General features: G+C 68.3%; 17 protein-coding genes, 2 pseudogenes and 2 riboswitches. Of the genes and pseudogenes, 11 read left to right on the top strand and 8 right to left on the bottom strand.

The window, feature by feature from the left end; genetic code table 11:
• Positions 1-178: 178 nt before the first annotated feature.
• Both bla and metE read left to right on the top strand, forming a co-directional pair.
• Positions 179-1,042 (top strand): class A beta-lactamase, encoded by an 864-nt coding sequence (bla, locus tag N177_RS11455; protein ID WP_023432490.1) that lies wholly within the window; start codon positions 179-181, stop codon positions 1,040-1,042.
• 144 nt (positions 1,043-1,186) lie between these two features.
• A riboswitch (cobalamin riboswitch) is annotated at positions 1,187-1,399 on the top strand.
• A 115-nt stretch (positions 1,400-1,514) separates the two neighbouring features.
• Positions 1,515-3,818, top strand: coding sequence for a 5-methyltetrahydropteroyltriglutamate--homocysteine S-methyltransferase (metE, locus tag N177_RS11460; protein ID WP_023432491.1), 2,304 nt, complete (start codon positions 1,515-1,517; stop codon positions 3,816-3,818).
• A gap of 70 nt (positions 3,819-3,888) precedes the next feature.
• On the opposite strand, the gene N177_RS11465 is transcribed toward metE, so the two are convergent.
• From N177_RS11465 to N177_RS11485, 5 genes are all read right to left on the bottom strand, one after another.
• Positions 3,889-5,037 carry a ribonucleotide-diphosphate reductase subunit beta gene (locus N177_RS11465; protein WP_081718505.1) on the bottom strand — a complete coding sequence of 383 codons (1,149 nt, stop codon included), beginning with the start codon at positions 5,035-5,037 and terminating at the stop codon, positions 3,889-3,891.
• Positions 5,038-5,063: 26 nt separating this feature from the next.
• A complete protein-coding gene (locus N177_RS11470) occupies positions 5,064-7,856 on the bottom strand; it encodes a ribonucleoside-diphosphate reductase subunit alpha (RefSeq protein ID WP_040485660.1) in 2,793 nt (930 codons plus the stop codon).
• A 178-nt stretch (positions 7,857-8,034) separates the two neighbouring features.
• A riboswitch (cobalamin riboswitch) is annotated at positions 8,035-8,245 on the bottom strand.
• Between the two features lie 114 nt (positions 8,246-8,359).
• Entirely contained in the window at positions 8,360-8,821 is a 462-nt protein-coding gene (locus N177_RS11475; RefSeq protein WP_244444271.1) for a cupin domain-containing protein, read from the bottom strand.
• 41 nt (positions 8,822-8,862) lie between these two features.
• The gene (locus N177_RS11480; protein ID WP_023432496.1) at positions 8,863-9,699 is read right to left on the bottom strand and encodes a methyltransferase domain-containing protein; all 837 of its coding nucleotides are present in this window, start codon (positions 9,697-9,699) and stop codon (positions 8,863-8,865) included.
• Between the two features lie 19 nt (positions 9,700-9,718).
• Positions 9,719-10,390 carry a TetR family transcriptional regulator C-terminal domain-containing protein gene (locus tag N177_RS11485; protein ID WP_023432497.1) on the bottom strand — a complete coding sequence of 224 codons (672 nt, stop codon included), beginning with the start codon at positions 10,388-10,390 and terminating at the stop codon, positions 9,719-9,721.
• A 153-nt stretch (positions 10,391-10,543) separates the two neighbouring features.
• Between N177_RS11485 and N177_RS11490 the strand changes: the two genes are divergently transcribed.
• The 9 genes and pseudogenes from N177_RS11490 (at position 10,544) to rnk (ending at position 20,109) form a co-directional block, all read left to right on the top strand.
• Complete coding sequence (locus N177_RS11490; protein ID WP_023432498.1) at positions 10,544-12,172, top strand: phytoene desaturase family protein; 1,629 nt, start codon at positions 10,544-10,546, stop codon at positions 12,170-12,172.
• A 22-nt stretch (positions 12,173-12,194) separates the two neighbouring features.
• Positions 12,195-12,314, top strand: a pseudogene (locus N177_RS22385) (FAD-dependent oxidoreductase); the annotation flags it as partial.
• Positions 12,315-12,708: 394 nt separating this feature from the next.
• Positions 12,709-13,761, top strand: a complete 1,053-nt coding sequence (locus N177_RS11495; protein ID WP_023432500.1) for a phytoene desaturase family protein — start codon at positions 12,709-12,711, stop codon at positions 13,759-13,761.
• Positions 13,758-14,975, top strand: a complete 1,218-nt coding sequence (locus tag N177_RS11500) for an aminomethyl transferase family protein (RefSeq protein ID WP_023432501.1) — start codon at positions 13,758-13,760, stop codon at positions 14,973-14,975. The genes N177_RS11495 and N177_RS11500 overlap by 4 nt, the downstream gene beginning before the upstream one ends.
• A gap of 24 nt (positions 14,976-14,999) precedes the next feature.
• Positions 15,000-16,397, top strand: a complete 1,398-nt coding sequence (locus tag N177_RS11505; RefSeq protein WP_023432502.1) for an aminotransferase — start codon at positions 15,000-15,002, stop codon at positions 16,395-16,397.
• Positions 16,398-16,480: 83 nt separating this feature from the next.
• The gene (locus N177_RS11510; protein WP_023432503.1) at positions 16,481-17,542 is read left to right on the top strand and encodes an extracellular solute-binding protein; all 1,062 of its coding nucleotides are present in this window, start codon (positions 16,481-16,483) and stop codon (positions 17,540-17,542) included.
• Positions 17,543-17,638: 96 nt separating this feature from the next.
• Positions 17,639-18,814 carry an MFS transporter gene (locus tag N177_RS11515; RefSeq protein ID WP_023432504.1) on the top strand — a complete coding sequence of 392 codons (1,176 nt, stop codon included), beginning with the start codon at positions 17,639-17,641 and terminating at the stop codon, positions 18,812-18,814.
• 264 nt (positions 18,815-19,078) lie between these two features.
• Positions 19,079-19,621: a GreA/GreB family elongation factor gene (locus N177_RS11520; protein ID WP_023432506.1), complete on the top strand. Its 543-nt coding sequence runs from the start codon at positions 19,079-19,081 to the stop codon at positions 19,619-19,621.
• Between the two features lie 68 nt (positions 19,622-19,689).
• Positions 19,690-20,109 (top strand): nucleoside diphosphate kinase regulator, encoded by a 420-nt coding sequence (gene rnk, locus N177_RS11525; RefSeq protein ID WP_244444273.1) that lies wholly within the window; start codon positions 19,690-19,692, stop codon positions 20,107-20,109.
• Here rnk and N177_RS22055 read toward each other — a convergent pair.
• From N177_RS22055 to N177_RS11535, 3 genes and pseudogenes are all read right to left on the bottom strand, one after another.
• On the bottom strand, positions 20,106-20,675 hold the full coding sequence (locus N177_RS22055) for an ABC transporter ATP-binding protein (protein ID WP_244444274.1): 570 nt from the start codon (positions 20,673-20,675) through the stop codon (positions 20,106-20,108). The genes rnk and N177_RS22055 overlap by 4 nt on opposite strands.
• Before the next feature lie 160 nt (positions 20,676-20,835).
• Positions 20,836-21,225: pseudogene (locus tag N177_RS22060) on the bottom strand (ABC transporter ATP-binding protein); the annotation flags it as partial.
• Complete coding sequence (locus N177_RS11535) at positions 21,222-22,034, bottom strand: ABC transporter permease (protein ID WP_040485673.1); 813 nt, start codon at positions 22,032-22,034, stop codon at positions 21,222-21,224. The gene N177_RS11535 and the pseudogene N177_RS22060, both read right to left, overlap by 4 nt.
• Positions 22,035-22,037 lie beyond the last annotated feature (3 nt).

Raw genomic sequence — 22,037 nt, forward strand, 5'->3', positions numbered from 1 at the left:
CTTATGGGGAAGATCAGGATTAGTCGTTTGCCGCACCTCAACGGCAGCTTCTACAAGAGGCGCACAGGGATGATTGCCCTGTTTCAGACCAGACGTCATTAGGTTTTCTTGTGCGCTCTCGGCGAGGCGGGCGGCTACCCGTTGCCGCCGCCCGGGGCGGATCCTTCAGGAGGCGACCATGCGACCCCTATATTCCCTTCCGCTCGCCGCGCTGGCGCTGGCGGCCGGCCTGATCTCGGCTCGCGCGGAGACAGTCGTCGAGGCAGCCGAAAGGCTGGAGACCGAGCTCGGCGGCCGGATCGGCGTCGTGCTGCGCGAGCAGGACGGCGCCCTGGTGGCGACGTACCGCGCGGACGAGCGCTTCCCGCTTGGTAGCACCTTCAAGGTTCTCGCCTGCGGCGCCCTCCTCGCACGGGTCGACGCGGGCGAGGACGACCTCGACCGCATGATCGAATACGGCCGCGAAGAGCTCGTCACCTACTCGCCCGTGACCGAAAAGCACGCGGGCCAGGGCATGACGCTGCGCGACCTCTGCCACGCGACGATCACGCTCAGCGACAACACCGCCGGGAATCTCGTGCTCGAGAGCATCGGAGGTCCCGAGGGACTGACCGAGTTCCTCCGCCAGGCCGGCGACGAGGTGACGCGGCTCGACCGCTGGGAGACCGAGCTGAACGAGGGCCGGCCGGGCGACCCGCGCGACACCACCTCCCCCGAGGCGATCCTGGCGACGCTCGAGAGGCTTCTCTTCGGCGAGCTGCTGAGCCCGTCCTCCCGCAGGCAGCTCGAAGACTGGATGATCGCCGACCAGGTGGCCGACGCGCTGATCCGCTCGAGCCTGCCCGACGACTGGAACATCGGCGACAAGACGGGCGCCGGCGGACGGGGCACGCGCGCAATCGTCGCCGTGATCCGCCCGCCGGAGAGCTCCCCCTGGCTCGCAGCCATATACCTGACGGGCAACGAGGCAGATCTCGACACCCGCAACCGCGTGGTCGCGGAGATCGGCGCCGTCATGATCGACACCATCGCGTCGCGCTGACGAGGCCGATGCGTGAGGTGTCGCCGAGAACCGGCGGCACCTCGGTCAGGACGCATGTCGGCTTCCTCGTCCTGGCGCGGGAGCGATGACATACCGACATAAAGATGTCTTTAAGTCTCGTCTTGACACTGGCTCACGGCTCCGCCACGCTCGGCATGTCGTGGTTCTTCGGCGCGCATCCCGCGTGCGTCGGAGCTAAGAGGGAAGCCGGTGCGCCCACGGGCAAGGCCGGCGCTGCCCCCGCAACTGTGAGCGGCGAGCCGACATCCTGATCAGGCCACTGGGACCAGAGCCCGGGAAGGCAGGACAAGGCCAGGACCCGCAAGCCAGGAGACCTGCCGCGACCTCGTGAAACGTCCTCGGGCGGGGTGTCCCGGTGGATCGCCTGGCCGCACGATCCTGGCATCGCGCGGGCACATCCATGCGTATCCGCTCGGCCTTTGCCCCCAACTTGATGAAGGGGTCACAGCCGATGTCCAAACTTTCCATTCCTGTTTCCACCCTCGGAACGCCGCGGATCGGCCCACGGCGCGAGCTGAAGTTCGCGCTGGAGAGCCACTGGTCCGGCAAGTCGTCGGAGGCGGATCTGCTCCAGGTGGCAGCCGGGCTGCGGCGCGCGAACTGGGAGCGCCAGCATGCGCTGGGCGTGACGAACATTCCCTCGAACGATTTCTCTCTCTACGACCACGTCCTCGACACCGCCTGCATGGTGGGCGCCGTCCCGCCGGCCTATGGCTGGACCGGCGGCGACGTGCCGCTCGAGACCTATTTCGCCATGGCCCGCGGCAGCGAGCGCGCGCCCGCGCTCGAGATGACGAAGTGGTTCGACACGAACTACCACTACATGGTGCCCGAGTTCGCGGAAGGGCAGCGCTTCGAGCTCGCCTCGACGAAGCCGATCGACGAGTTCATGGAGGCGAAGTCCCACGGCTTCCACACCCGGCCCGTCCTCGTCGGCCCCGTGACGTTCCTGAAGCTCGGCAAGGCGCACGGCGCGACGTTCGATCCTCTCGATCTCCTGCCCGGCCTGCTGCCCGTGTATGTCGAGGTTCTGCGGCGCCTCGCGGCAAGCGGGGCCGACTGGGTCCAGATCGACGAGCCGTGCCTGGCGCTCGACACCGACGCGAAGACGGAAGGCGCGCTGCGGGGCGCGTACGACACTTTCGCGTCCGAGGTGCCGGAGCTGAAGGTCATGCTCGCGACCTACTTCGGCGCGCTGGGAGACAACCTCGACACCGCTCTCGCCCTGCCTGTCGCCGGCCTGCACGTCGACGCGGTGCGCGCGCCGGAGGAGCTCGACCGCGTCGTCGCGCGCGCGCCGCGCGACATGGTCCTGTCGCTCGGCATCGTCGACGGCAGGAACGTGTGGCGCAGCGACCTCCAAGCCCTGCTCGGGCGGCTGGAGCCGGCCGTCGCGGCACGCCGGGCGGATCACGTCGAGATCGCGCCCTCCTGCTCGATGATCCACGTGCCGATCGACCTCGAGCTCGAGGAGGATCTCGATCCCGAACTGCGCGGCTGGCTCGCCTTCTACGCCCAGAAGATGCGCGAGCTCGTGACGCTCGGCACCGCGCTCGCGGAGGGTCGCGACGCCGTCCGCCGGGAGATCGAGGAGACGGAGATCGCGCTCCTCGGCCGCATGGCCTCGCCCAGGGTCCACGACGCGACGGTGGCCGAGAGGCTCAGGGCCGTGACGCCCGGCATGGATCGGCGGCGCAACGCGTTCGAGGTGCGAAAGCGACTGCAGCAGGAGGCGCTCGCCCTGCCGGAGTTCCCGACGACGACGATCGGCTCCTTCCCCCAGACGGCCGAGGTGCGCAAGGCACGCGCGGCTCACGCCCGCGGCGAGTGGAGCGACGTCGCGTACATGGCCTTCCTCAAGGAGGAGACGGAGAAGGCGATCCGCTGGCAGGAGGCGATCGGCATCGACGTGCTGGTCCACGGGGAGTTCGAACGCAACGACATGGTGCAGTATTTCGGCGAGCAGCTCTCCGGCTACGCCTTCACGAAGCACGGCTGGGTCCAGAGCTACGGCTCGCGCTGCGTGCGTCCGCCGGTCATCTATGGCGACGTGTCGCGCCCGCAGCCGATGACGCTCGACTGGGCCCGGTACGCGCAGTCCCTGACGAGGAAGCCCGTGAAGGGCATGCTGACCGGGCCCGTCACGATGCTGCAATGGTCGTTCGTGCGCGACGACCTGCCCCGGTCGCAGGTCTGCCGTCAGATCGCGCTGGCCCTGCGCGACGAGGTCGGCGACCTCGAGGCTGCCGGGATCCAGATCATCCAGATCGACGAGCCCGCGCTGCGCGAGGGCCTGCCGCTGAGGCGGGAGGAATGGGCGACATATCTCGACTGGGCCGTCGGCGCCTTCAGGCTCGCGTCATCGGGCGTGCGTGACGAGACGCAGATCCACACGCACATGTGCTACTCGGAGTTCAACGACATCATCGACTCCATCGCGGGGATGGATGCCGACGTGATCTCGATCGAGACCTCCCGCTCCAGGATGGAGCTTCTCGAGGCCTTCGTCGCCTATCGCTATCCCAACGATATCGGGCCGGGGGTCTACGACATCCACTCGCCCCGCGTGCCGACGACGCAGGAAATGGTCGACCTCCTGCAGAAGGCCGTCGAGCGCCTGTCGGGCGGCCAGATCTGGGTCAACCCCGACTGCGGGTTGAAGACCCGCGGCTGGGACGAGACGCGCCCCGCGCTCCAGCGCATGGTCGAGGCCGCGCGGCAGTTGCGGGAGGGCCTGCGGCACGCGGCCGAATGAGCGAGGCCGCTTCCCAGGCCGCACGAGACGGCGGGCGCTCCCGGAGCGCCCGCCAAGAATGTCCAGAACCTCAGTCCCAGTCGAGCGAGCCGCCGGTCTGGTACTCGATGACGCGGGTCTCGAAGAAGTTCTTCTCCTTCTTCAGGTCCATGGCCTCCGACATCCAGGGGAACGGGTTCTCCGCCGGCGGGAAGACCGGAGCCAGTCCGAGCTGCGCGCAGCGGCGGTTGGCGATGAAGCGCATATATTCCTCGCACAGGCCCGCATTGAGGCCCAGGAAGCCGCGAGGCATCGTGTCGCGGCCGTACGCCGCCTCGAGCTCCGCCGCGTCCTTCAGCATCTGCCGGATCTCCTCCTGGAAATCCTCGCTCCAGAGACCCGGGTTCTCCGCCTTGATCTGGTTGATGACGTCGATGCCGAAATTGAGGTGGAGGCTCTCGTCGCGCAGGATGTACTGATACTGCTCGGCGATGCCGACCATCTTGCCGCGCCGCCCGAGCGACAGGATCTGGGCGAAGCCCGTGTAGAACCACATGCCCTCGAAGACGACGTAGAACGCGACGAGGTCCTTCAGGAACCGCCGGTCCGTCTCCGGCGTGCCCGTCTCGAAGGAGGGGTCGTCCAAGCTCTGCGTGCGCTCGAGCGCCCAAGCCGCCTTGTCGGTGATCGACGGCACCTCCCGATACATGTTGAAGAGCTCGCCCTCGTCGAGGCCGAGGCTGTCGACGATGTACTGGAAGGTGTGGGTGTGCACCGCCTCCTCGAAGGCCTGTCGCAGGAGGTACTGGCGGCACTCCGGGTTCGTCAGGTGACGGTAGATCGCGAGCACGATGTTGTTCGCGACGAGGCTCTCGGAGGCGGCGAAGAAGCCGAGATTGCGCTTCACCATGCGCCGCTCGTCCTCGCTGAGGCCGTTTCTCGACTTCCACATCGCGATGTCGGCCTGCATCGAGATCTCGGTCGGCATCCAGTGATTGTTGCAGCCGGCGAGGTACTTCTCCCAGGCCCAGCCGTATTTCAGCGGCAGGAGCTGGTTGACGTCCGCGCGGGCGTTGATCATCGCCTTGTCGTCGACCCGCACGCGGGCCGCGCCGCGGTCGATCTCTCCAAGGCCCGTCGCGTCGGCGGCCCCGGGGAATTGAGCGCCTCCGCCCGGGAACGGCGACACGGACGGCTCGGGGGCGGCGGCCTGAAGTCCTCGTTCGCTCCAGTCGAGCATCTCGTATTCCTCCTTCTCGTGGCCGCTCACTGGCAGGCTTCGCATTCGGGATCGTCGATCGCGCAGGCCTGCGGGGCCGGCACCGGCCGGGCGGGCGCGGCCGGCTCCGCCGCGGGACGCACCGCGTTGAGCTTCCCGTCGGTGCCCTTCAGCGTCGACTTCTCGACATGGCTCGCGGACTGGGCGCGCAGGTAGTAGGTCGTCTTGAGGCCGCGCCGCCAGGCGAGCCGGTAGAGCTCGTCGAGCGCCCGGCCGGACGGCTTCGACATGTAGAGATTGAGCGACTGGGCCTGGTCGATCCACTTCTGCCGCCGCGAGGCGGCCTCGACGAGCCATGACGGATCGACCTCGAAGGCGGTGGCGTAGAGGGCTTTCAGATCGTCGGGCACGCGGTCGATAGGGCCGAGCGAACCGTCGTAGTACTTGAGGTCGGACACCATGACCTCGTCCCACAGCCCCCGGTCCTTGAGGTCGCGCACGAGGGCCGCGTTCACGACGGTGAAGTCGCCCGACATGTTCGATTTCACGTAGAGGTTCTGGTAGGCGGGCTCGATCGACTGGCTGACGCCGCAGATGTTGGAGATGGTCGCCGTCGGCGCGATCGCCATGCAGTTGGAGTTGCGCATCCCGACCCGCCGCACGCGAGCCCGAAGGGCCTCCCAGTCGAGCCGCGCGCTGCGGTCCATCTCGAGCGACGGACGCGCTTCCTGAAGACGCCCGATCGAGTCGATCGGCAGGATGCCCTGCGACCAAAGCGAGCCCTCGAAGCTCTGGTAGCGGCCGCGCTCCTCCGCGAGGTCGACCGAGGCCTGGATCGTCTCGTAGGACACGATTTCCATGCTCTCGTCGGCGAACGCGACGGCCTCGTCGGAGGCGTAGGCTAGCCGCAGCGCATGGAGCGCGTCCTGGAAGCCCATGAGGCCGAGCCCCACGGGCCGGTGCCGCAGGTTCGAGGCGCGTGCCTCGGGGATCGTGTAGAAGTTGATGTCGACGACGTTGTCGAGCATGCGCATGGCGGTGCGCACCGTGCGCGACAGATGCTCGCGGTCGATCCCCTCGCCGCTCACATGGGCCGCGAGATTGACCGAGCCGAGATTGCAGACGGCGACCTCTCCGGCCGAGGTGTTGAGGGTGATCTCGGTGCACAGGTTCGAGGAGTGCACCACGCCGACGTGACCCTGTGGCGAGCGCAGGTTGCAGGCATCCTTGAACGTGATCCAGGGGTGACCGGTCTCGAACAGCATGGTCAGCATGCGCCGCCACAGATCGACCGCGCGGACCTTCCTGAAGACGCGGATCTCGCCGGCCTCGGCCCGGCGCTCGTGCGCCTCGTAGGCGTCCCTGAACGCCGCGCCCGTCAGGTCGTGCAGGTCCGGCACCTCGTCGGGCGAGAACAGCGTCCAGCCCTCGTCCGCCGTCACCCGCTCCATGAAGAGGTCGGGCACCCAGTTCGCCGTGTTCATGTCGTGGGTGCGGCGGCGGTCGTCTCCGGTGTTCTTCCTGAGGTCGAGGAACTCCTCGATGTCGACGTGCCACGTCTCGAGATAGGCGCAGACGGCGCCCTTGCGCTTGCCGCCCTGGTTCACGGCGATCGCGGTGTCGTTGGCGACCTTCAGGAACGGCACGACGCCCTGGCTCTTGCCGTTCGTGCCCTTGATGTGGGCCCCGAGCCCCCTCACCGGGGTCCAGTCGTTGCCGAGCCCGCCCGAGTACTTCGCCAGCATCGCGTTGTCGCGCACCGCCTTGAAGATCGAGCCGAGATCGTCGCACACGGTGGTCAGGAAGCAGGAGGAGAGCTGCGGCCGCGGCGTGCCGGCGTTGAAGAGCGTCGGCGTCGAGCACATGAAGTCGAAGGACGACAGGAGCTCGTAGAACTCGATGGCCCGCGCCTCGCGGTCGATCTCGCGGACGGCGAGCCCCATGGCGACGCGCATGAAGAAGGCCTGCGGCAGCTCGAAGCGCGTGCCCTCGACATGCAGGAAGTAACGATCGTAGAGGGTCTGGAGGCCGAGATACTGGAAGGCGAGGTCGCGCTCGGGCCTCAGCGCGGCCGCGAGCCTGGGGACATCGAAACGCGAGAGCTCCGGGTCGATCAGCTCGGCCCTGACGCCGGCTTCCAGGTAGGCGGGGAAATAGCCTGCGTAGCCTTCCGCCATCTGCGCCTGCGTCGCCTCGACCCGCCGCCCCTCAAGGAAGCTCAGCGCCTCCCGCCGGAGCTTGTCGAGAAGAAGACGCGCGGACGCGAAGGCGTAGTTGGGCTCGCGCTCGATCAGCGTTCGGGCGGCGAGGATCGGTGCCTCGGCGAGCTCGCCCGTCGTGATGCCGTCGTAGAGGTTGCGCCGCGTCTCCACGAGGATCGGCTCACATGCCACACCTTCGAGGTCCCGGCACGCCTCGTCGACGACGAGCTCCAGGCGCTCCAGGTCGAGCGGCACCCGGTTGCCGCCCTCGTCCGTCATGGTCAGGCGCGGCGCGGCGGCCCGGGCACCGGGGGGCTCGGCCGCACGCTCGCGCGCCCGCTCCTCGCGATAGAGCACGTAGGCCCGCGCCACCTTGTGATGGCCGCCGCGCATCAGCGCCAGCTCGACCTGGTCCTGGATGTCCTCGATGTGGAAGGTGCGGCCCGCCTCGGACCGCCGCGTCAGACCCGCCACGACATCGTCGGTCAGTCCCTCGACGATATCGTGCACGCGCGCCGACCCGGCGGCGCCCGCGCCTTCGACGGCGAGGAAGGCCTTCGTGAGCGCAACCGCGATCTTTCCCGGATCGAACGGCGTGAGCGCGCCGTTGCGCCGGATGACCTGGTTGCGCGTCGCCATCAGCTGTACGGGAGCGTCGGGTTCGGCAGGCCGGACGGCCGGAGAGGAGGACATCGCTTCTTTCAACCCCTGTTCGAGATGGGGTCGGAGGCCAAAGCAGATGCGCATGGGAGGGGCGGCCGGCACCGATCGCCGGCCATGCTCCATGGCGATCCACCGGGACACCCCGCCCGAGGACGTTCGCGTTCATGTCACGGCAGGTCTCCTGGCTCGCGGGTCACGGCCCCGTCCGGCCTTCCCGAGACCTCGCGATCTCAGTGGCACAGTCGGACGAGGCTCTCCGCCTACAGTTGCGGGGGCAGCTCCGGCCTCGGCGAGCACGCCTGATCCGGATTCCCTCTTAGCTCTCGATCTTGCGATTCGAGAGAACCGTGTACGCTAGATATGGTGTTTGAGGATCGAACGCGCGTCAATATGCGGTGCGCGAAGTCGCGGCGGCCTGTGGATCGCGGGGATCGCGCACCGCACCCGGAAGGTCGGCGGGTCCGGGTGCCCGTCGGCCGCTAGCCCGCGAGGAAGCGGATGCCGTGCGCGGCGCCGAGCCTCGCCAGCGCGTCGGGGCTCTGGTCCGCGACCTCGTGGACGCCCTCGAAGAAGGCCGGCAGCGACAGCGCGGGCGCGACCCAGAAGAGGCACTTGCAGATATGGCGGCTCTTGTTGAAGACCGCGTGCGACACGCCGCGCGGCAGCGTGACGAGGTCGGACTGGGTCGCGTGGCGCCAGTGACCATCGATCAGGAGGTCGAACCGCCCCTCGAGGACGAGAAGGAACTTGTCCTGGGCCTCGTGGAGATGCAGCGGGACGCTTGTCCCGGGGTGGAAGGTCGCGTGCCAGGCGAAGCTCGAGGCCGTGAGCGCCTTCGGCACGTAGGTCTGCCCGAGAAAGTTCCACTCGGCACCGTCGAGGCCGTGCGGAGGACCGACGATGGCCGCTCCGGCCGTGAGAGACCTGAGAGGGTCAGGCACGATCGCCTCCTTGGGCGGCGGAGATCTGAACGCCTTCGCCATCAGGAGACGCCCTCCCGCCCCGAACCCGACATGCTCGTCTCCGCGTCACCGGCGGCAGACGGCTTGCGGGCGCGGAAGTGGTGGGGGCAGTGCTCGCCCTTGTCGAGGACGACGATCATCGCCGACCACGTCTCGATCTGCCGCGCGATCTCCTCGACGCCGAGAGCCGCCTCGAACGCCGCGCGCTCCGGCCCCGAGAGCCGCTCGCGCTCGCGCCTCGCCTCCTCGCGGTACCACCCGTTGCGGTTCCTGAGCTCGATGTCGACGAAGCCCGCGCCTTCGAGCGCCCGTCGGTAGGTGTCCGGCGAGGCCATGCCGAAGTCGAGATCCTCGAGCGCGAGGTAGCGCTTCATCTCGTCGGAAGGCTCGCCGTCATGGGCGGTGAGCCAGTCGGACGCCACGAACCAGCCACCGGGCTTCAAGACCCGGAAGGCTTCGGCCGCCAGCGCCTGCTTGTCGGGGATGTGGACGATGGAGTCCTTCGAGAACACGACGTGCAGCGAGGCGTCCGGCAGCGGAAGCGGCCCGGGGCTCACCATCCGGATCTCGACGACGTCCGAGAGGCCCGCCTCTTCGACCCTGCGCCTCGCGGCCTCGCAGACGTCGAACTCGACGTCGATCCCGATCACGGGCGCCGCACCGTAGTCGCGGGCGAGCGAGACGGTGATGCCGCCGGAGCCGCAGCCGATGTCGAGCACCGAGCGGCCGGTGAGAACCATGCCCTCGAGGATGCGGCGGACCTCATCGGGACCGCCCGGCGACAGGTAGCCCTCGCCCCAGAGTCTCTCGAGGAACGCGATATGGGTGTCGTCGTAGAGCAGTTCACCGCTCGACATGTCTGATCCCCCTCTTGAGTCAGCGCTTCGGCGACGCCTTCAGGATCTCCTCGCGCCGGCCCGGAAAGACCGACGCCATGAACTGCAGCGTCATGTCGAACGCCGTCTCCCGATCGAAGCCGACGCCGCCGGCCAGGTGGATCCGGTGCCAGAAGCCGTCGGTCAGGGAATCGATGGAGTCGCCGACGACCACCGGATCCCATCCTCCGGCCATGTCCGCCGAGGCCGCCATGCAGCACTCCCGCATGCAGCCGGCGCGCTCGTCGTCGAAGGACTTCGAGATCTCGGCGAAGATCGGCCGCGCCGACGCTTCGCCCCAGAAGGCGTGCCAGACCGCGAGGGTACGACGGTTGCAGACCGAGGCATCGAAATCGGCCCGCACCAGCGCGACGATCCTGTCGAGCGGATCGTCGCCCGCCTCCGAGATCGCCCGCTGCCAGGTCGCGCGGTAGTCCTGATAGACCCGCCTCAGCGTCTCCGCGAGCAGTGCCTGCTTGTTCTTGAAATAGAAGACGGCGACGCCCTGCGAAAGGCCAGCCGCCTGGGCGACGGTCGCGAGCGTCGTCGCCGCGAGCCCGTTCCTGTCGATCGAGGAGATGGTGGCGTCCACGATCTGCTGGCGGCGCTTCGCGGCGTTCTCCGCCCGCTCCTTGCGCGGTCTCTGCTCGCTCGCTCCGGCGTCCGCGGCCATCTGTCGTCCTGTTCGGTCTCTATCCTGCGGTTCTAGTCGAAGCCGCCCGTCCTTTCCAGCTGCATATTTGTTTGAGCGCTCAAAAAACTTTACGGCCACGCTTGACGGGGCTAGCCTTGGCCCGCATCGCCGCAGTCGGAGGACGGGAGACGCATGAGCGAGGCTGGACGCTACGACGCGATCATCGTGGGCGCGGGCCACAACGGCCTGACGACCGCCTGCTATCTCGCCAAGAGCGGGCTGAAGGTTCTCGTCGTCGAGAAGAACGACTGGATCGGCGGCGCCGCCGTCAGCCGCGAGCTCTATGACGGCTGGACCTACTCGAACTGCTCCTATGTCTGCTCGCTCCTGCGGCCGGAGATCGTGCGAGATCTCGACCTGCCGCGGCACGGGCTGCAGGTGATCCCCTACGAGGGCGGCGCGACCTTCACCCCCGACGGCGACCACTTCGGCTACTACAACGACCATGATGCGCTGCGCCGCGAGATCCACCGCCACGAGCCGCGCGACGTCGACGCCTACGACCGGTTCTCGCAGGCGGTGATGAAGCAATGCCGGTTCATCCGGCCGCTTCTCATGCGCACGCCGCCCGACCCGACTTCGTTCAAGCCGCGCGACGTGCAGGAGCTCCTCTACCTCCTCAAGCGCTTCCACGACCTGGGGCCGCGCGACATGGGCGAGGCGATCCGCTTCTGGACGATGTCGATCGGCGACTATCTCGACGGCTTCTTCGAGTGCGAACTGATCAAGGCGCACATCGCGGGCGGCGGCATCATCGGCACGGGGCTCGGTGTCTACTCGCCGGGCTCGGCCTACGTGCTGCTTCACCACTACATGGGCGACGTCGACGGCGCGATCGGCGCCTGGGGCTTCGCCCGCGGCGGCATGGGCTCGGTGTCCCAGTCCCTCGCCTCGGCCTTGCGGGAGTTCGGCGGCGAGATCCGCACCGGCTCCGGGCTCGAGCGCTTCCTCGTGAAGGACGGCAAGGTCACGGGCGTCGCACTCGAGAACGGCGACACCTACGAGGCTCCCGTCGTCGCGTCGAACATGGACGTGAAGCGCACCTTTCTGAAGCACCTGGAGGAGGCGGACCTGCCGTCCGAGTTCGTCGGCGCCGTGCGGAAGTTCAAGATCCGCGGGTCGAGCGGCAAGATCAACGTCGCGCTCGACCGGATGCCGGACTTCCCCGCCGCCCCGAAGGACGCCGTCTTCCTGCGCGGCGACATGCACGCGTCCGAAAGCCTCGCCGAGCTCGAGCACGCCTTCGACGACTGGAAGGAATGTCGCTGGTCGGAGAATCCCTATTTCGACATGCTGATCCCGAGCCAGATCGACCCGACGATGGCGCCGCCGGGCAAGCACATGATGACGCTGTTCATCCAGTACGCGCCCTACGAGCTGGCCGACGGGCGAAGCTGGGACGGCCCGGCGCGCGACGAGTTCGCCGAGACGGTCATCTCGAAGATCGAGACGATCTCGCCGGGCTTCCGCGACCTGATCCTCCACCAGGAGGTGCGCACGCCGTGGGACATCGAGCGGGAGGTGGGACTCACGGAAGGCAACATCTTCCAGGGCGAGTTGACCTTCGACCAGCTCCTGTTCAACCGTCCGGTGCCGGGTTACGCGCAGTACCGCTCGCCGATCCGGGGCCTCTACATGGTCGGCTCCTCGGCCCACCCGGGCGGCGGCGTGATGGCCGCGCCAGGCGCCAACGCGGCACGCGAAATCCTGCGCGACATGGGCGCCATGAAGACCCTCAGGTCCCGGTCGAGGGCCGCCTGACATGCAGATGCCGAGGAAGACCATGTACGATGCGGTCGTGGTCGGTGGCGGCCACAACGGCCTCGCCGCCGCGGCCACGCTCGGGCGGCAGGGCCGCGATGTGCTGCTCGTCGAGCGCAGCTCCACCCTCGGCGGGATGGCGCGGACCGAGGAGATCGCGCCCGGCGTGCGCGCGTCCCGGATCGCCCACCTTCTCTACAATCTGAACCCGACCGTCGCCGGCGAGCTCGACCTCGAGAGCCACGGTCTGCGCTTCGCCGCGAAAGACCTGCCGACCGTCTCGCTCTCGCCCCACGGGGAGCACATCGTCGCCAACGGCGACGAGGCATCATTCGCCGACGGCACCGTGCATCCGGACGCCGCGGCCTATGCGAGGCTGAGGCAGAGGCTCGCGCGCTTCGCGACACTCCTGAAGCCGCTGCTCGACCGCACGCCGCCCGACCTCGCCTTCGACGGCCTCGACCGGGAGAAGATCGCCGAGATCGGGGGCGCTCGCCGGGCTCGGCCTCTCCGTCCGCCGGCTCGGCAAGGCCGAGATGGAGGCGTTCCTGCACGACCTCCTGTCGAACGTCCGCGACCTCGTGATGGACGAGATGCCGGATGGCCCGCTCGCGGGGATGCTCGGCGCCGACGCCGTGCTCGGCGGCTGGGCCGCGCCACGGTCGCCGGGGACGGTGCTGAGCCTGATGTACCGCATGGCCCAGGGCGGCCGGGTCTCCCTGCCGGAGGGCGGGATGGGCTCGGTGACCGAGGCCCTGGCCACGGCCGCCGCCGGTTCGGGCGCCGAGATCGTCACCGGCCGGTCGGTCGAGCGGATCACGGTGCATGGCGACCGCGCAACCGGGGTCGCCCTCGACGACGGGATGCTGATCGGCGCCGACCTCGTCCTCTGCAGCTCCAGCGTCGGCCATGCGATGAGGCTCGCCGGGGTCGAGCATTTCGACGCGGAGGCGGCGCGCCGCATCCGCCATGTCCGGGCGCGCGGCGCCGCCGCCAAGATCAACCTGGTCCTGTCGCAGGCTCCCGGCGTGGAGGGGCTCTCGGACGAGCAGACGGCCGGGCGACTGTTGCTCGCGCCGTCGCTCGAATACATCGAGCGCGCCTTCAATCCCGCCAAATACGGCGAGATGTCGAAGGCGCCGCTGATCGAGGCCGTCATACCGACGCTGAGCGACCGCACGCTGGCGCCGGAAGGCACGCACGTCCTCTCGGCGATCGTGCAATACGTGCCGCACGGCCTCGCCGGCGGCTGGAGCGACGAGGCGAAGCGGCGGCTCCTCGACCTGACCCTCGATGCGCTCACCCCCTTCATGCCGGGCCTGCGCGAGACGATGGTTCACGCCGACATCCTGTCCCCGGTCGACATCGAGGCGATGACCGGCGCACCCGGCGGCCACTGGCACCACGGCGAGCTCACGGTCGACCAGATGCTGATGCTCAGGCCCGCCAACGGCATCGGACGCTACGCGACGGGCCTGCCGGGCCTCTATCTCTGCGGCGCCGGCGCGCATCCCGGTGGCGACGTCACCGGCTCTCCTGGCCGGAACGCGGCACTCCAGGCCCTGAAGGACGAGGCGGCTGCGGCATGAACGAGATGATCCGCGACACCTCCACCGCCGCAGGATCGCGCAAGGGCGTCGAGCGCGGCCTGAAGACGACGCCGTTCGACGCGCGCCTCAAGGCGCTCGACCTGACGCGCGACTGGATGTGGTGGGCCGGCTGCGCCTCGCCCGCCGTGCTCGACACGGTCGAGAGCGAGTATTTCGCCATCCGCAACCAAGCGACGCTCTACGACATCTCGCCGATCTACAAGTACCGGATCTCCGGCCCCGAAGCGGAGCGGGTCGTGAACCGGCTCGTGACCCGCGACATCCGCAAGCTGAAGCCCGGCCGCGTCGCGTATGCCATCTGGTGCGACGAGGACGGGATGGTGATCGACGACGGGACAATCTTCCGCTTCGGCGAGAGCGACTTCCGCCTGTGCTGCCAGGAGCCGCAATATTCCTGGCTCCTCGACATCGCCTGGGGCTTCGACGTGGAGATGAGCGACGAGACGGAGGACGTCGCGGCTCTCGCGCTGCAGGGTCCCACCTCCTTCTCGGTGCTCGAGGCGGCGGGTCTCGGCGACGCCAGGTCGATGAGGCCCTTCGACCTGCGGGAGGTCGAGCCGGGTCTGTGGATCTCGCGGACGGGCTTCACCGGCGATCTCGGCTACGAGCTCTGGATCTCGCCGGGCGCCGCCCTGCCCCTCTGGGACCGGCTGTGGGAGGCGGGCCGCCTGTGGGGCCTGCGCGCGATCGGCTACCGGGCAATGGACATTGCCCGCATAGAGGCAGGCTTCGTGATGACCGGAGCCGACTTCATCTCCTCGCACCGGGCGACGCGCACGGGCCGCACGCGCTCGGCCTTCGAACTCGGCTTCGGCCGGCTCGTCGACTTCGGGAAAGGTCACTTCAACGGGCGCCGCGCGCTCCTGAAGCTCAGCGAGAGGGAGCCGCGCCACATGCTCGTCGGGCTCGACATCGCCGGCAAGGCCCCGGCTCGCGATGCCCTCGTCTATCACCGCGGCCGCAAGGAGATCGGCCGCATCACCTCGGCGGCCTGGTCGCCGACGGCCAAGCGCAACATCGCGCTCGCCGAGCTCGCCGCGCCCTTCGGCGTCACGCGAAGCGACCGGATCTTCGTCGAGATCTACGTCAACAAGGAAGGCAGGTGGGATCGCGTCATGGCGCCCGCGCGCATCGTCGAGCGGCCGTTCTACCGGCCGGCACGCGTCCGCGCCACGCCGCCCAAGCCCTTCTAGAGCCCGAGGACCGGATCAGGCGTCATGCTGGACAAGAAGACGACATCGAACGGCACCGATCCCCGCGCCATCCGGCAGTGGGACAACGAGCACTTCTTCCACCCTTGGGACTCCATGGGGGTCGCGGGGATGGACCGGGTGATCGCGCACGAGGCGAAGGGCATCTACCTCTACGACCCGCAAGGGCGCCGCTACATCGACGGGCCGGGCGGGATGTGGAACGTGCAGATCGGTTACGGCCGGGAGGAGATGGCGCAGGCGATCGCCCGGCAGGCGATGAGCCTCTCCTACCACAGCCCATGGGCGTTCGCCTCGGAGCCTTCCGCCGTGCTGGCGAAGAAGCTCGCCGACATGGCGCCGGGCGACCTCAACTCCGTGTTCTTCACGACGGGCGGCTCGTCGGCCGTCGACAGCGCGCTGCGTTTTGCCCAGTTCTACAACAACTTGCGGGGGAAATCTCAGAAAAAGCTCTTCATCGCCCGCGAGAAGGGCTATCACGGCTCGACCTATCTCTCCGCCACCGTCTCGGGCAAGGAGCGCGACAAGAGCTTCCTCGACACCGAGAAGCGGCTCGTGCGCTTCCTGCCGAACGTGAACCCCTATGTCCGGCCGGAGGGGATGAGCGTCGAGGACTGGTGCGACCTCAAGGTGCAGGACCTCGAGACCGCGATCGTCGAGGCCGGCCCGGAGAACGTCGCCGCGTTCATCGCCGAGCCGATCCTCGCATCGGGAGGCGTCATCGTGCCGCCGCCCGGCTACCATCGCCGCACGCTCGAGGTCTGCCGGCGCCACGACGTGCTCTACATCTCCGACGAGGTGGTGACCGCCTTCGGGCGGCTCGGCCACTGGTTCGCCTCGGAACCCGTCTTCGACATCGTGCCCGACATCGTCACCTGCGCGAAGGGCCTGACATCCGGCTACCTGCCGCTCGGCGCCTGCATCATCTCGGACCGGCTGATCGACGAGGTCTCCGGCCCGGACCGCGAGAGCGTGCTCTTCTCGAACGGCTACACCTATTCGGGCCACCCCGTCTGCTGCGCGGCGGCGCTGAAGAACATCGAGATCATGGAGCGCGAGAACCTTCTCGAGCACGTCCGGCAGGTCACCCCGAAGTTCCAGGCGCGGCTGAAGGCCCAGTCACGCTTCGAGATCGTCGGCGATGCCCGCGGCATGGGTCTCGTCGGTTGCGTCGAGTGCCACGTGCCCGAGGGCCGCGGGCGCAGCGAGGCCGACCGGCTCGAGCTCGACAAGGACATCGGCGCGCGCATCGACGCGAAGTGCGAGGAGATGGGCCTGATCGTGCGGCCACTCATCAACATGTGCGTGTTCTCGCCGCCGCTGATCATCACGGAGGACGAGATCGACGAGATGTTCGACATCCTGGAGCGGGCGATCGCACGGGTCGAGGCGGAGGTGCTCTGAGAGGCGGCTTGCTCGCAACCGCCGAACGGGAACGGCCACCGCAGGCCGGCGGCCACAACGATAAACCAGAGAGGAGAAGAACCATGAAGGGACTGCCCCTGATCACGGCGCTGGCGATGGGGACCGCGCTGGTGCCCGTGGCGTCGCACGCCGCGGACGCAGAGCTCGTCGTCTTCGACTGGGCGGGCTACGAAGACCCGGCCTTCCACCAGGCCTATATCGACAAGCACGGGGCCTCGCCGACCTTCGCGTTCTTCGGCGACGAGGAGGAGGCCTTCCAGAAGCTGCGCTCGGGATTCAGGGCCGATGCCGCGCATCCCTGCTCCCAGTCGGTCGCGAAGTGGAACGAGGCGGGCCTCCTGCAGCCGATCGACACCGGACGGATCGAGGCGTGGGACGACCTGATCCCGGCCTTCCGCGACATGGAGGGCTTCACGAAAAACGGGGACACGTATTTCGTCCCATTCGAATGGGGCAACACGGCCCTCACCTACCGCACGGACAGCCTGAACGAGGACGACGTCCGCTCGCTGCAGGCCTTCGCCGATCCGAAGTTCGAGGGACAGGTCTCGATCGGCGACAATGTCGACGACGCCTACGCCCTCGCCTTCCTCGCCACCGGCGTGCACGACTGGACGGAGGCGACCGACGAGGACTTCGAGAGGGCGTCCGACTTCCTTCGCAAGGTCCACGAGAACGTGCGCGCCTACTGGTCCGACGGCGCGAACCTCGCCCAGCTCATGCAGTCGGGCGAGGTGACGCTCGCCTGGGCCTGGAACGAGACCGCGACGACGATGCAGGCCGACGGGCAGCCCGTCGCGATGAAGCTCGACACGGAAGAGGGATCGAGTGCCTGGGTCTGCGGCTATGTCCACCTGGCCGATGCGCCGGGCTCGGAGGAGAGGTTCTACGACTTCGTGAACGCCACCCTCACCCCGGACGTCTCGGAATACCTCGTCACGGCCTGGGGCTACGGCCACGGCAACGAGAAGGGCATGAGCGCGCTCGGTGAGGAGACGTTGAAGGAGAGCGGCTTCACCGATCCCGCCGCGATGCGGGAGGAGACGCTGTGGCAGGCGCCGATCGGCCACGAGATGCGCGAGAAGATGATCGCGGAGTTCGAGCGGATCAAGGCGGGGTTCTGAGCGGGAGGCGGCGACGTCGCGAGGCTCCGCCGGCGAAGTTATCCATAGCCGCTCCGGCAGACCGAACTTCATACGGGCGACTATCGTTCGCCCCGCATGACACCGTTCTGGAAGCTGTCCGCCGCGGGCTTCGCCGCGACCGCCATCACCTACGGGCCGGCCCGCATGGGGTTCGGCCTGTTCCTCCCGCAGTTCAAGTCGGAGTTCGAGATCTCGACCCAGACCGGCGGTCTCGTGTCGAGCCTCGGCTTCCTCGGATTCTTCATGGGCCTGCTGATCTCGCAGGCCATGACGAACCGCAGAGGGCCGCGTCTGTCCATCATGGCCGGACTGTTGGCCGCGACGGTCGGCATGGGAGCCGTCGCCGCGGCTCCGAACCTGGCCATCCTCTCCCTGGGCGTGCTTCTCGCGATGTCGAGCGCCGGCTTCTCGTGGGCGCCGTTCAACAACGTGATCCACCGGAAGGTGGAGGACGGCGCGCGGCCAGCCGCGCTGTCCCTCGTCAGCACCGGCACCGCCCTGGGGATCGCGGCCGCGGGGGCCGCAGCGCTCCTTCTCGGCATCGGCGGCATTTCGTGGCGGCTCTGCTGGGCCGCTTTCGCGATCGCCAGCGCGCTTGCACTTCTCGGCAACTGGATGGCGCTGCGGGAGGTCGCAGGCACCCCGCAGGCCGGCCCGGCGCAGCAATGGCGCCAGCTGCTTCAGGCTTCGGCCATGCCGCTCCTGGGGATCGGCCTCAGCTATGGCGTGACCTCGGCGATCTACATTTCCTTCGCGGCCGACCGGATCGCGCAGGCCGGGGGCGTCTCGGGACTGCCGGCGAGCACGTCCGGCAGCCTCGTCTTCATCTGCTATGGCCTGTTCGGCCTGCTCGGGCTCCTCACGGGCCGCCTCAAGGAGGTGCTGGGCCTGCCGTGGCTCCTGCGCCTCCTGATGCTCTCCTGTGCCCTGTCCCTGGGTCTCCTCGCGCTGATGCCGACGAGCTCGGTGGGCGTCGTGGCTTCGGCGGGGCTCCAGGGGATCTACGTCATGATGATGAGCGCGGTGCTGGCATTCTGGTCCGAGCGGCTCTTCCCGGCGCTCCCGTCGCTGAGCTTCACGATCGTGCTTCTCGCCGTCGCCGCGGGAAGCGTGCTCGGTCCGGCCGCGGCGGGACTGGCCTCCGATGCACTCGGGGGATCTCCGGCGTTCCTGGGTACGGCGGCGATTGCCGCGGCGACGGCCATCGCCTTTCGGTCGAGACACATCAGGGAACGCCCGGAGGCAGACTGAAGGTGGGCTCTCCGCGCGGCGGTCAAGAAGACGCCGTCACCTCGGGCATTGTTGACATTCCCGCACCCAGCGCCCATCTTCAACTTGCTATGTTCAGTCCCGAGACAAACCGCATCCTGCTGTTCGCAGGGTCGCTTCTCGCAGGATCCCTGCCCCGAGCGGGCTAGGGCACAATAGCGCTCATCTCCGCTCGGGGACCTCTCTCACCAGAAAATCGGCGAGTCAGGGACCGGTCGACACGATCGACCGGGAGCGGGATCGGCAATGCGCAATCTTCAGGGACTGCACGGCGAGGCGTTCGGTACGACCTCGTCCGGCACATCAAATGACTGGACATACCCGGCTGAGTTCGAAGCCCTCGACGCGGTGCGACCGCTGGAGTGCTGCCTGACGGTCAAGGACCACGGCCTGCTCGAGCACCAGATGCTGGAGCTCGCGAAACGGCCGCGGCAGTCGGATTTCCTCGTAAGGCTTATGCGGGCGAAGCTGGCGGATGCCCGCATCGTGATGACGGCGGACCTGCCGCCCGACATCGCCAGCGCCAACAGCCGGATCGGCTTCTCCATAGAGGGCGGTCCCGAGGAGCAGCGTGTTCTGACCTTCTGGGATCATGAGGCGCTCGCCCATCAGGGCCTGCCCGTCACGACCCCTCTGGGTGCCACGCTCCTTGGAATGAGGGCAGGTCAGACTGGCGTCCACATCGAGGTCGACGGCAGGCAGCGCGGTCTCGAACTGAGACGCGTGCTGTTCCAGCCCGAGCACGCGCGGCGGTCCATGCGACAGCATTGCGGCGAGTACCGGAGATGACGGCGCAGGCAGACGCGGGCCCGGCTCATCCGGCTCACCAGAACGACAAGAAAAGATGGATACTGAAAATGCTATACTTGAATGAAATGACGACCACCGACCGGGATCCGCCGGTGTACCTGGACTCGACCTATGTCGACCAGCTCCAGGCCTTGGCCTCGGCCGCCCAGCTGCGGCAACCGGAGGTGGCGGACCGGCTCCTCCACGAGATCGAGAGGGCCACGATCCTCCGGAGGGAGGACCTCCCGGGCAACGTCGTGAATATCGGCTCGAACGTGACGTTCCGGGACGAGGTGTCGCAGCGGGTGCAGACCGTGCGCGTCGTGCTGCCGGGCGAGGCCGATATCGCGCAGCGGCGCATCTCCGTCCTCACCCCCATGGGTGCGGCCCTGATCGGGCTCGCCGAGGGCGCGTTGATCGCCTGGGACACGAGGACGGGCGAGACGCGCCACCTCACGGTGCTGAGCGTGGAGGCCGACCGGGCCTAGTTCAGCACCAGCACCGACTCCGCGCCCCACCCCACGCGCGCCGGGTCGCCCGCCGTGAGGATCGGGCGCCCGGCGGTGTTGCGCATTGAGATCATCACCGGTGCGCCGGCGCCCGGGAGCATGACGTTGTAGTAGGTCATGTCGCCGTAATAGACGGCCTCCACGACCTCACCCTCCGTCACCCGCTCCGCCGTCTCGCCCTCCTGCAGGAGGAGCGTCAGCATCTCCGGGCGCACGCCGACCTGGACGTCCGCGCCTTTCACGCCCTCCGGCGCCTGGCTTGTCGGCACCTCGACCTGCCCCAGCGCCTGCACGTCGAGACGGTAGGTGTCGCCACCGTTCGAGACGACGCGGCCGGAGAAGAAGTTCATGACGCCGATGAAGGAGGCGACATCGCGGTTCACAGGCCGGCGGTAGAGTTCCTCCGGGCTCGCGAGTTGGGCGATCCGGCCGCCGAACATCACCGCGATCCGGTCCGACATGATGAGCGCCTCCTCCTGGTCGTGGGTGACGAGGATGAAGGTGATGCCGACCGCGCGCTGAAGCCGCCGGAGCTCGACCTGCATCTGCTCGCGAAGCTTCTTGTCGAGCGCGGAGAGCGGCTCGTCGAGCAGCAGGACCTTCGGCCGGAGAACGAGCGCACGGGCGAGCGCGACGCGCTGGCGCTGCCCCCCCCGACAGCTCGTTCGCGCCGCGACCGCCGTAGCCGGCGAGGTCGACCATCTCGAGCGCCTCCTCGACGCGGCGCCTCTGCTCGGCCTTGTCGAGACCCAGGCGCCTCAGGCCGTAGCCGACGTTCCGCTCGACATCGAGATGCGGAAAGATCGCGTAGCTCTGGAACACCATGTTGGTCGGGCGGCGGTTCGGCGGCACGTGGGCCATCGCCTTGCCGGCGATGGCGACGGTGCCGGAGGTCGGCTCCTCGAAACCGGCGATGAGGCGCAGCAGCGTGGTCTTGCCGCAGCCGGAGGGCCCGAGCAGCGAGAAGAACTCGCCCTCGCGAATGTCCGCGGAGACGCCGTGAAGCGCGGTGAAGTCGCCGAACTTCTTCTGAACCTCCCTCAGCTCGATGATCGGCCGGGCGGCCGCGGGACGGGCAGAAACGTCCTGTTTCACATCATCCCTCCGGATGGGTCGCCGCCGCTGGCTCGTGCTCGCGAGCGCCGGCGGAAGTACTCCGCCGTCACGAGGAGGACCAGGGAGAAGAGGAGAAGAAGGAAGCCGAGCGCCATCATGCTCGGCAGTTTCGCGGTGAAGCGCAGCTGGCTCCAGATGTAGACCGGCAAGGTCGGCTCGGTCCCCGTCAGGAAGAAGGCGATGATGAACTCGTCGAGCGAAATCGTGAACGAGATCAGGAGGCTCGCGATGATGCCGGGGGTGACGAGCGGCAGGGTCACGCGCCAGAACGTCATCAGCGCGCTCTCGCCGAGATCCTGCGAGGCCTCCTCCAGGTTGCGGTCGAAGCCCTGGAAGCTCGCGTTCAGGATCGAGATCGAGAACGGCAGGCACAGAAGGACGTGACCCAGGACGACGAGCCCCAGCGAAAGCCCGAAGCCGAGCTGGACGAGCACGACGAGCAGCGACGTCGCGATGATGATCTCCGGCAAGACCAGCGGCAACATGATGAAGCCGAGGATGCCGCGCTTGCCGGGGAACGCGTAGCGCGCCCCGGCCCGGGCGGCGAAGATGCCGAGCGTCGTCGAGATGACGGCCGTCGCCAGCCCGACATAGAGGCTGTTCTCGACGGCGCGATGGACCGCGGCCGTCTGCCAGAGCTCCTCGAACCACCTGGTGGAGAACCCCTTCAGGGGAAACGCGATGATCGTGCCGTCGTTGAACGCGAAGAGCGGCAGGAGGAGCACCGGCGCGTAGAGGAAGACGAGATAGGCGACCGCGTAGACGCCGAGCCATCCGTGCTTGCGCATGAC

Source organism: Lutibaculum baratangense AMV1 (assembly GCF_000496075.1).
GTDB lineage: Bacteria > Pseudomonadota > Alphaproteobacteria > Rhizobiales > Tepidamorphaceae > Lutibaculum > Lutibaculum baratangense.

Coding starts and splice junctions, on each gene's coding strand:
- bla (WP_023432490.1), top strand. CDS start 179: ATGCGACCCCTATATTCCCTTCCGCTCGCCGCGCTGGCGCTGGCGGCC.
- N177_RS11520 (WP_023432506.1), top strand. CDS start 19,079: ATGCGCAATCTTCAGGGACTGCACGGCGAGGCGTTCGGTACGACCTCG.
- N177_RS11465 (WP_081718505.1), bottom strand. CDS start 5,037: ATGCTCGACTGGAGCGAACGAGGACTTCAGGCCGCCGCCCCCGAGCCG.
- N177_RS11485 (WP_023432497.1), bottom strand. CDS start 10,390: ATGGCCGCGGACGCCGGAGCGAGCGAGCAGAGACCGCGCAAGGAGCGG.
- N177_RS22055 (WP_244444274.1), bottom strand. CDS start 20,675: ATGCAGGTCGAGCTCCGGCGGCTTCAGCGCGCGGTCGGCATCACCTTC.
- N177_RS11515 (WP_023432504.1), top strand. CDS start 17,639: ATGACACCGTTCTGGAAGCTGTCCGCCGCGGGCTTCGCCGCGACCGCC.
- N177_RS11490 (WP_023432498.1), top strand. CDS start 10,544: ATGAGCGAGGCTGGACGCTACGACGCGATCATCGTGGGCGCGGGCCAC.
- N177_RS11480 (WP_023432496.1), bottom strand. CDS start 9,699: ATGTCGAGCGGTGAACTGCTCTACGACGACACCCATATCGCGTTCCTC.
- N177_RS11470 (WP_040485660.1), bottom strand. CDS start 7,856: ATGGCGACGCGCAACCAGGTCATCCGGCGCAACGGCGCGCTCACGCCG.
- N177_RS11510 (WP_023432503.1), top strand. CDS start 16,481: ATGAAGGGACTGCCCCTGATCACGGCGCTGGCGATGGGGACCGCGCTG.
- metE (WP_023432491.1), top strand. CDS start 1,515: ATGTCCAAACTTTCCATTCCTGTTTCCACCCTCGGAACGCCGCGGATC.
- N177_RS11535 (WP_040485673.1), bottom strand. CDS start 22,034: ATGCGCAAGCACGGATGGCTCGGCGTCTACGCGGTCGCCTATCTCGTC.
- rnk (WP_244444273.1), top strand. CDS start 19,690: ATGCTATACTTGAATGAAATGACGACCACCGACCGGGATCCGCCGGTG.
- N177_RS11505 (WP_023432502.1), top strand. CDS start 15,000: ATGCTGGACAAGAAGACGACATCGAACGGCACCGATCCCCGCGCCATC.
- N177_RS11495 (WP_023432500.1), top strand. CDS start 12,709: ATGGAGGCGTTCCTGCACGACCTCCTGTCGAACGTCCGCGACCTCGTG.
- N177_RS11500 (WP_023432501.1), top strand. CDS start 13,758: ATGAACGAGATGATCCGCGACACCTCCACCGCCGCAGGATCGCGCAAG.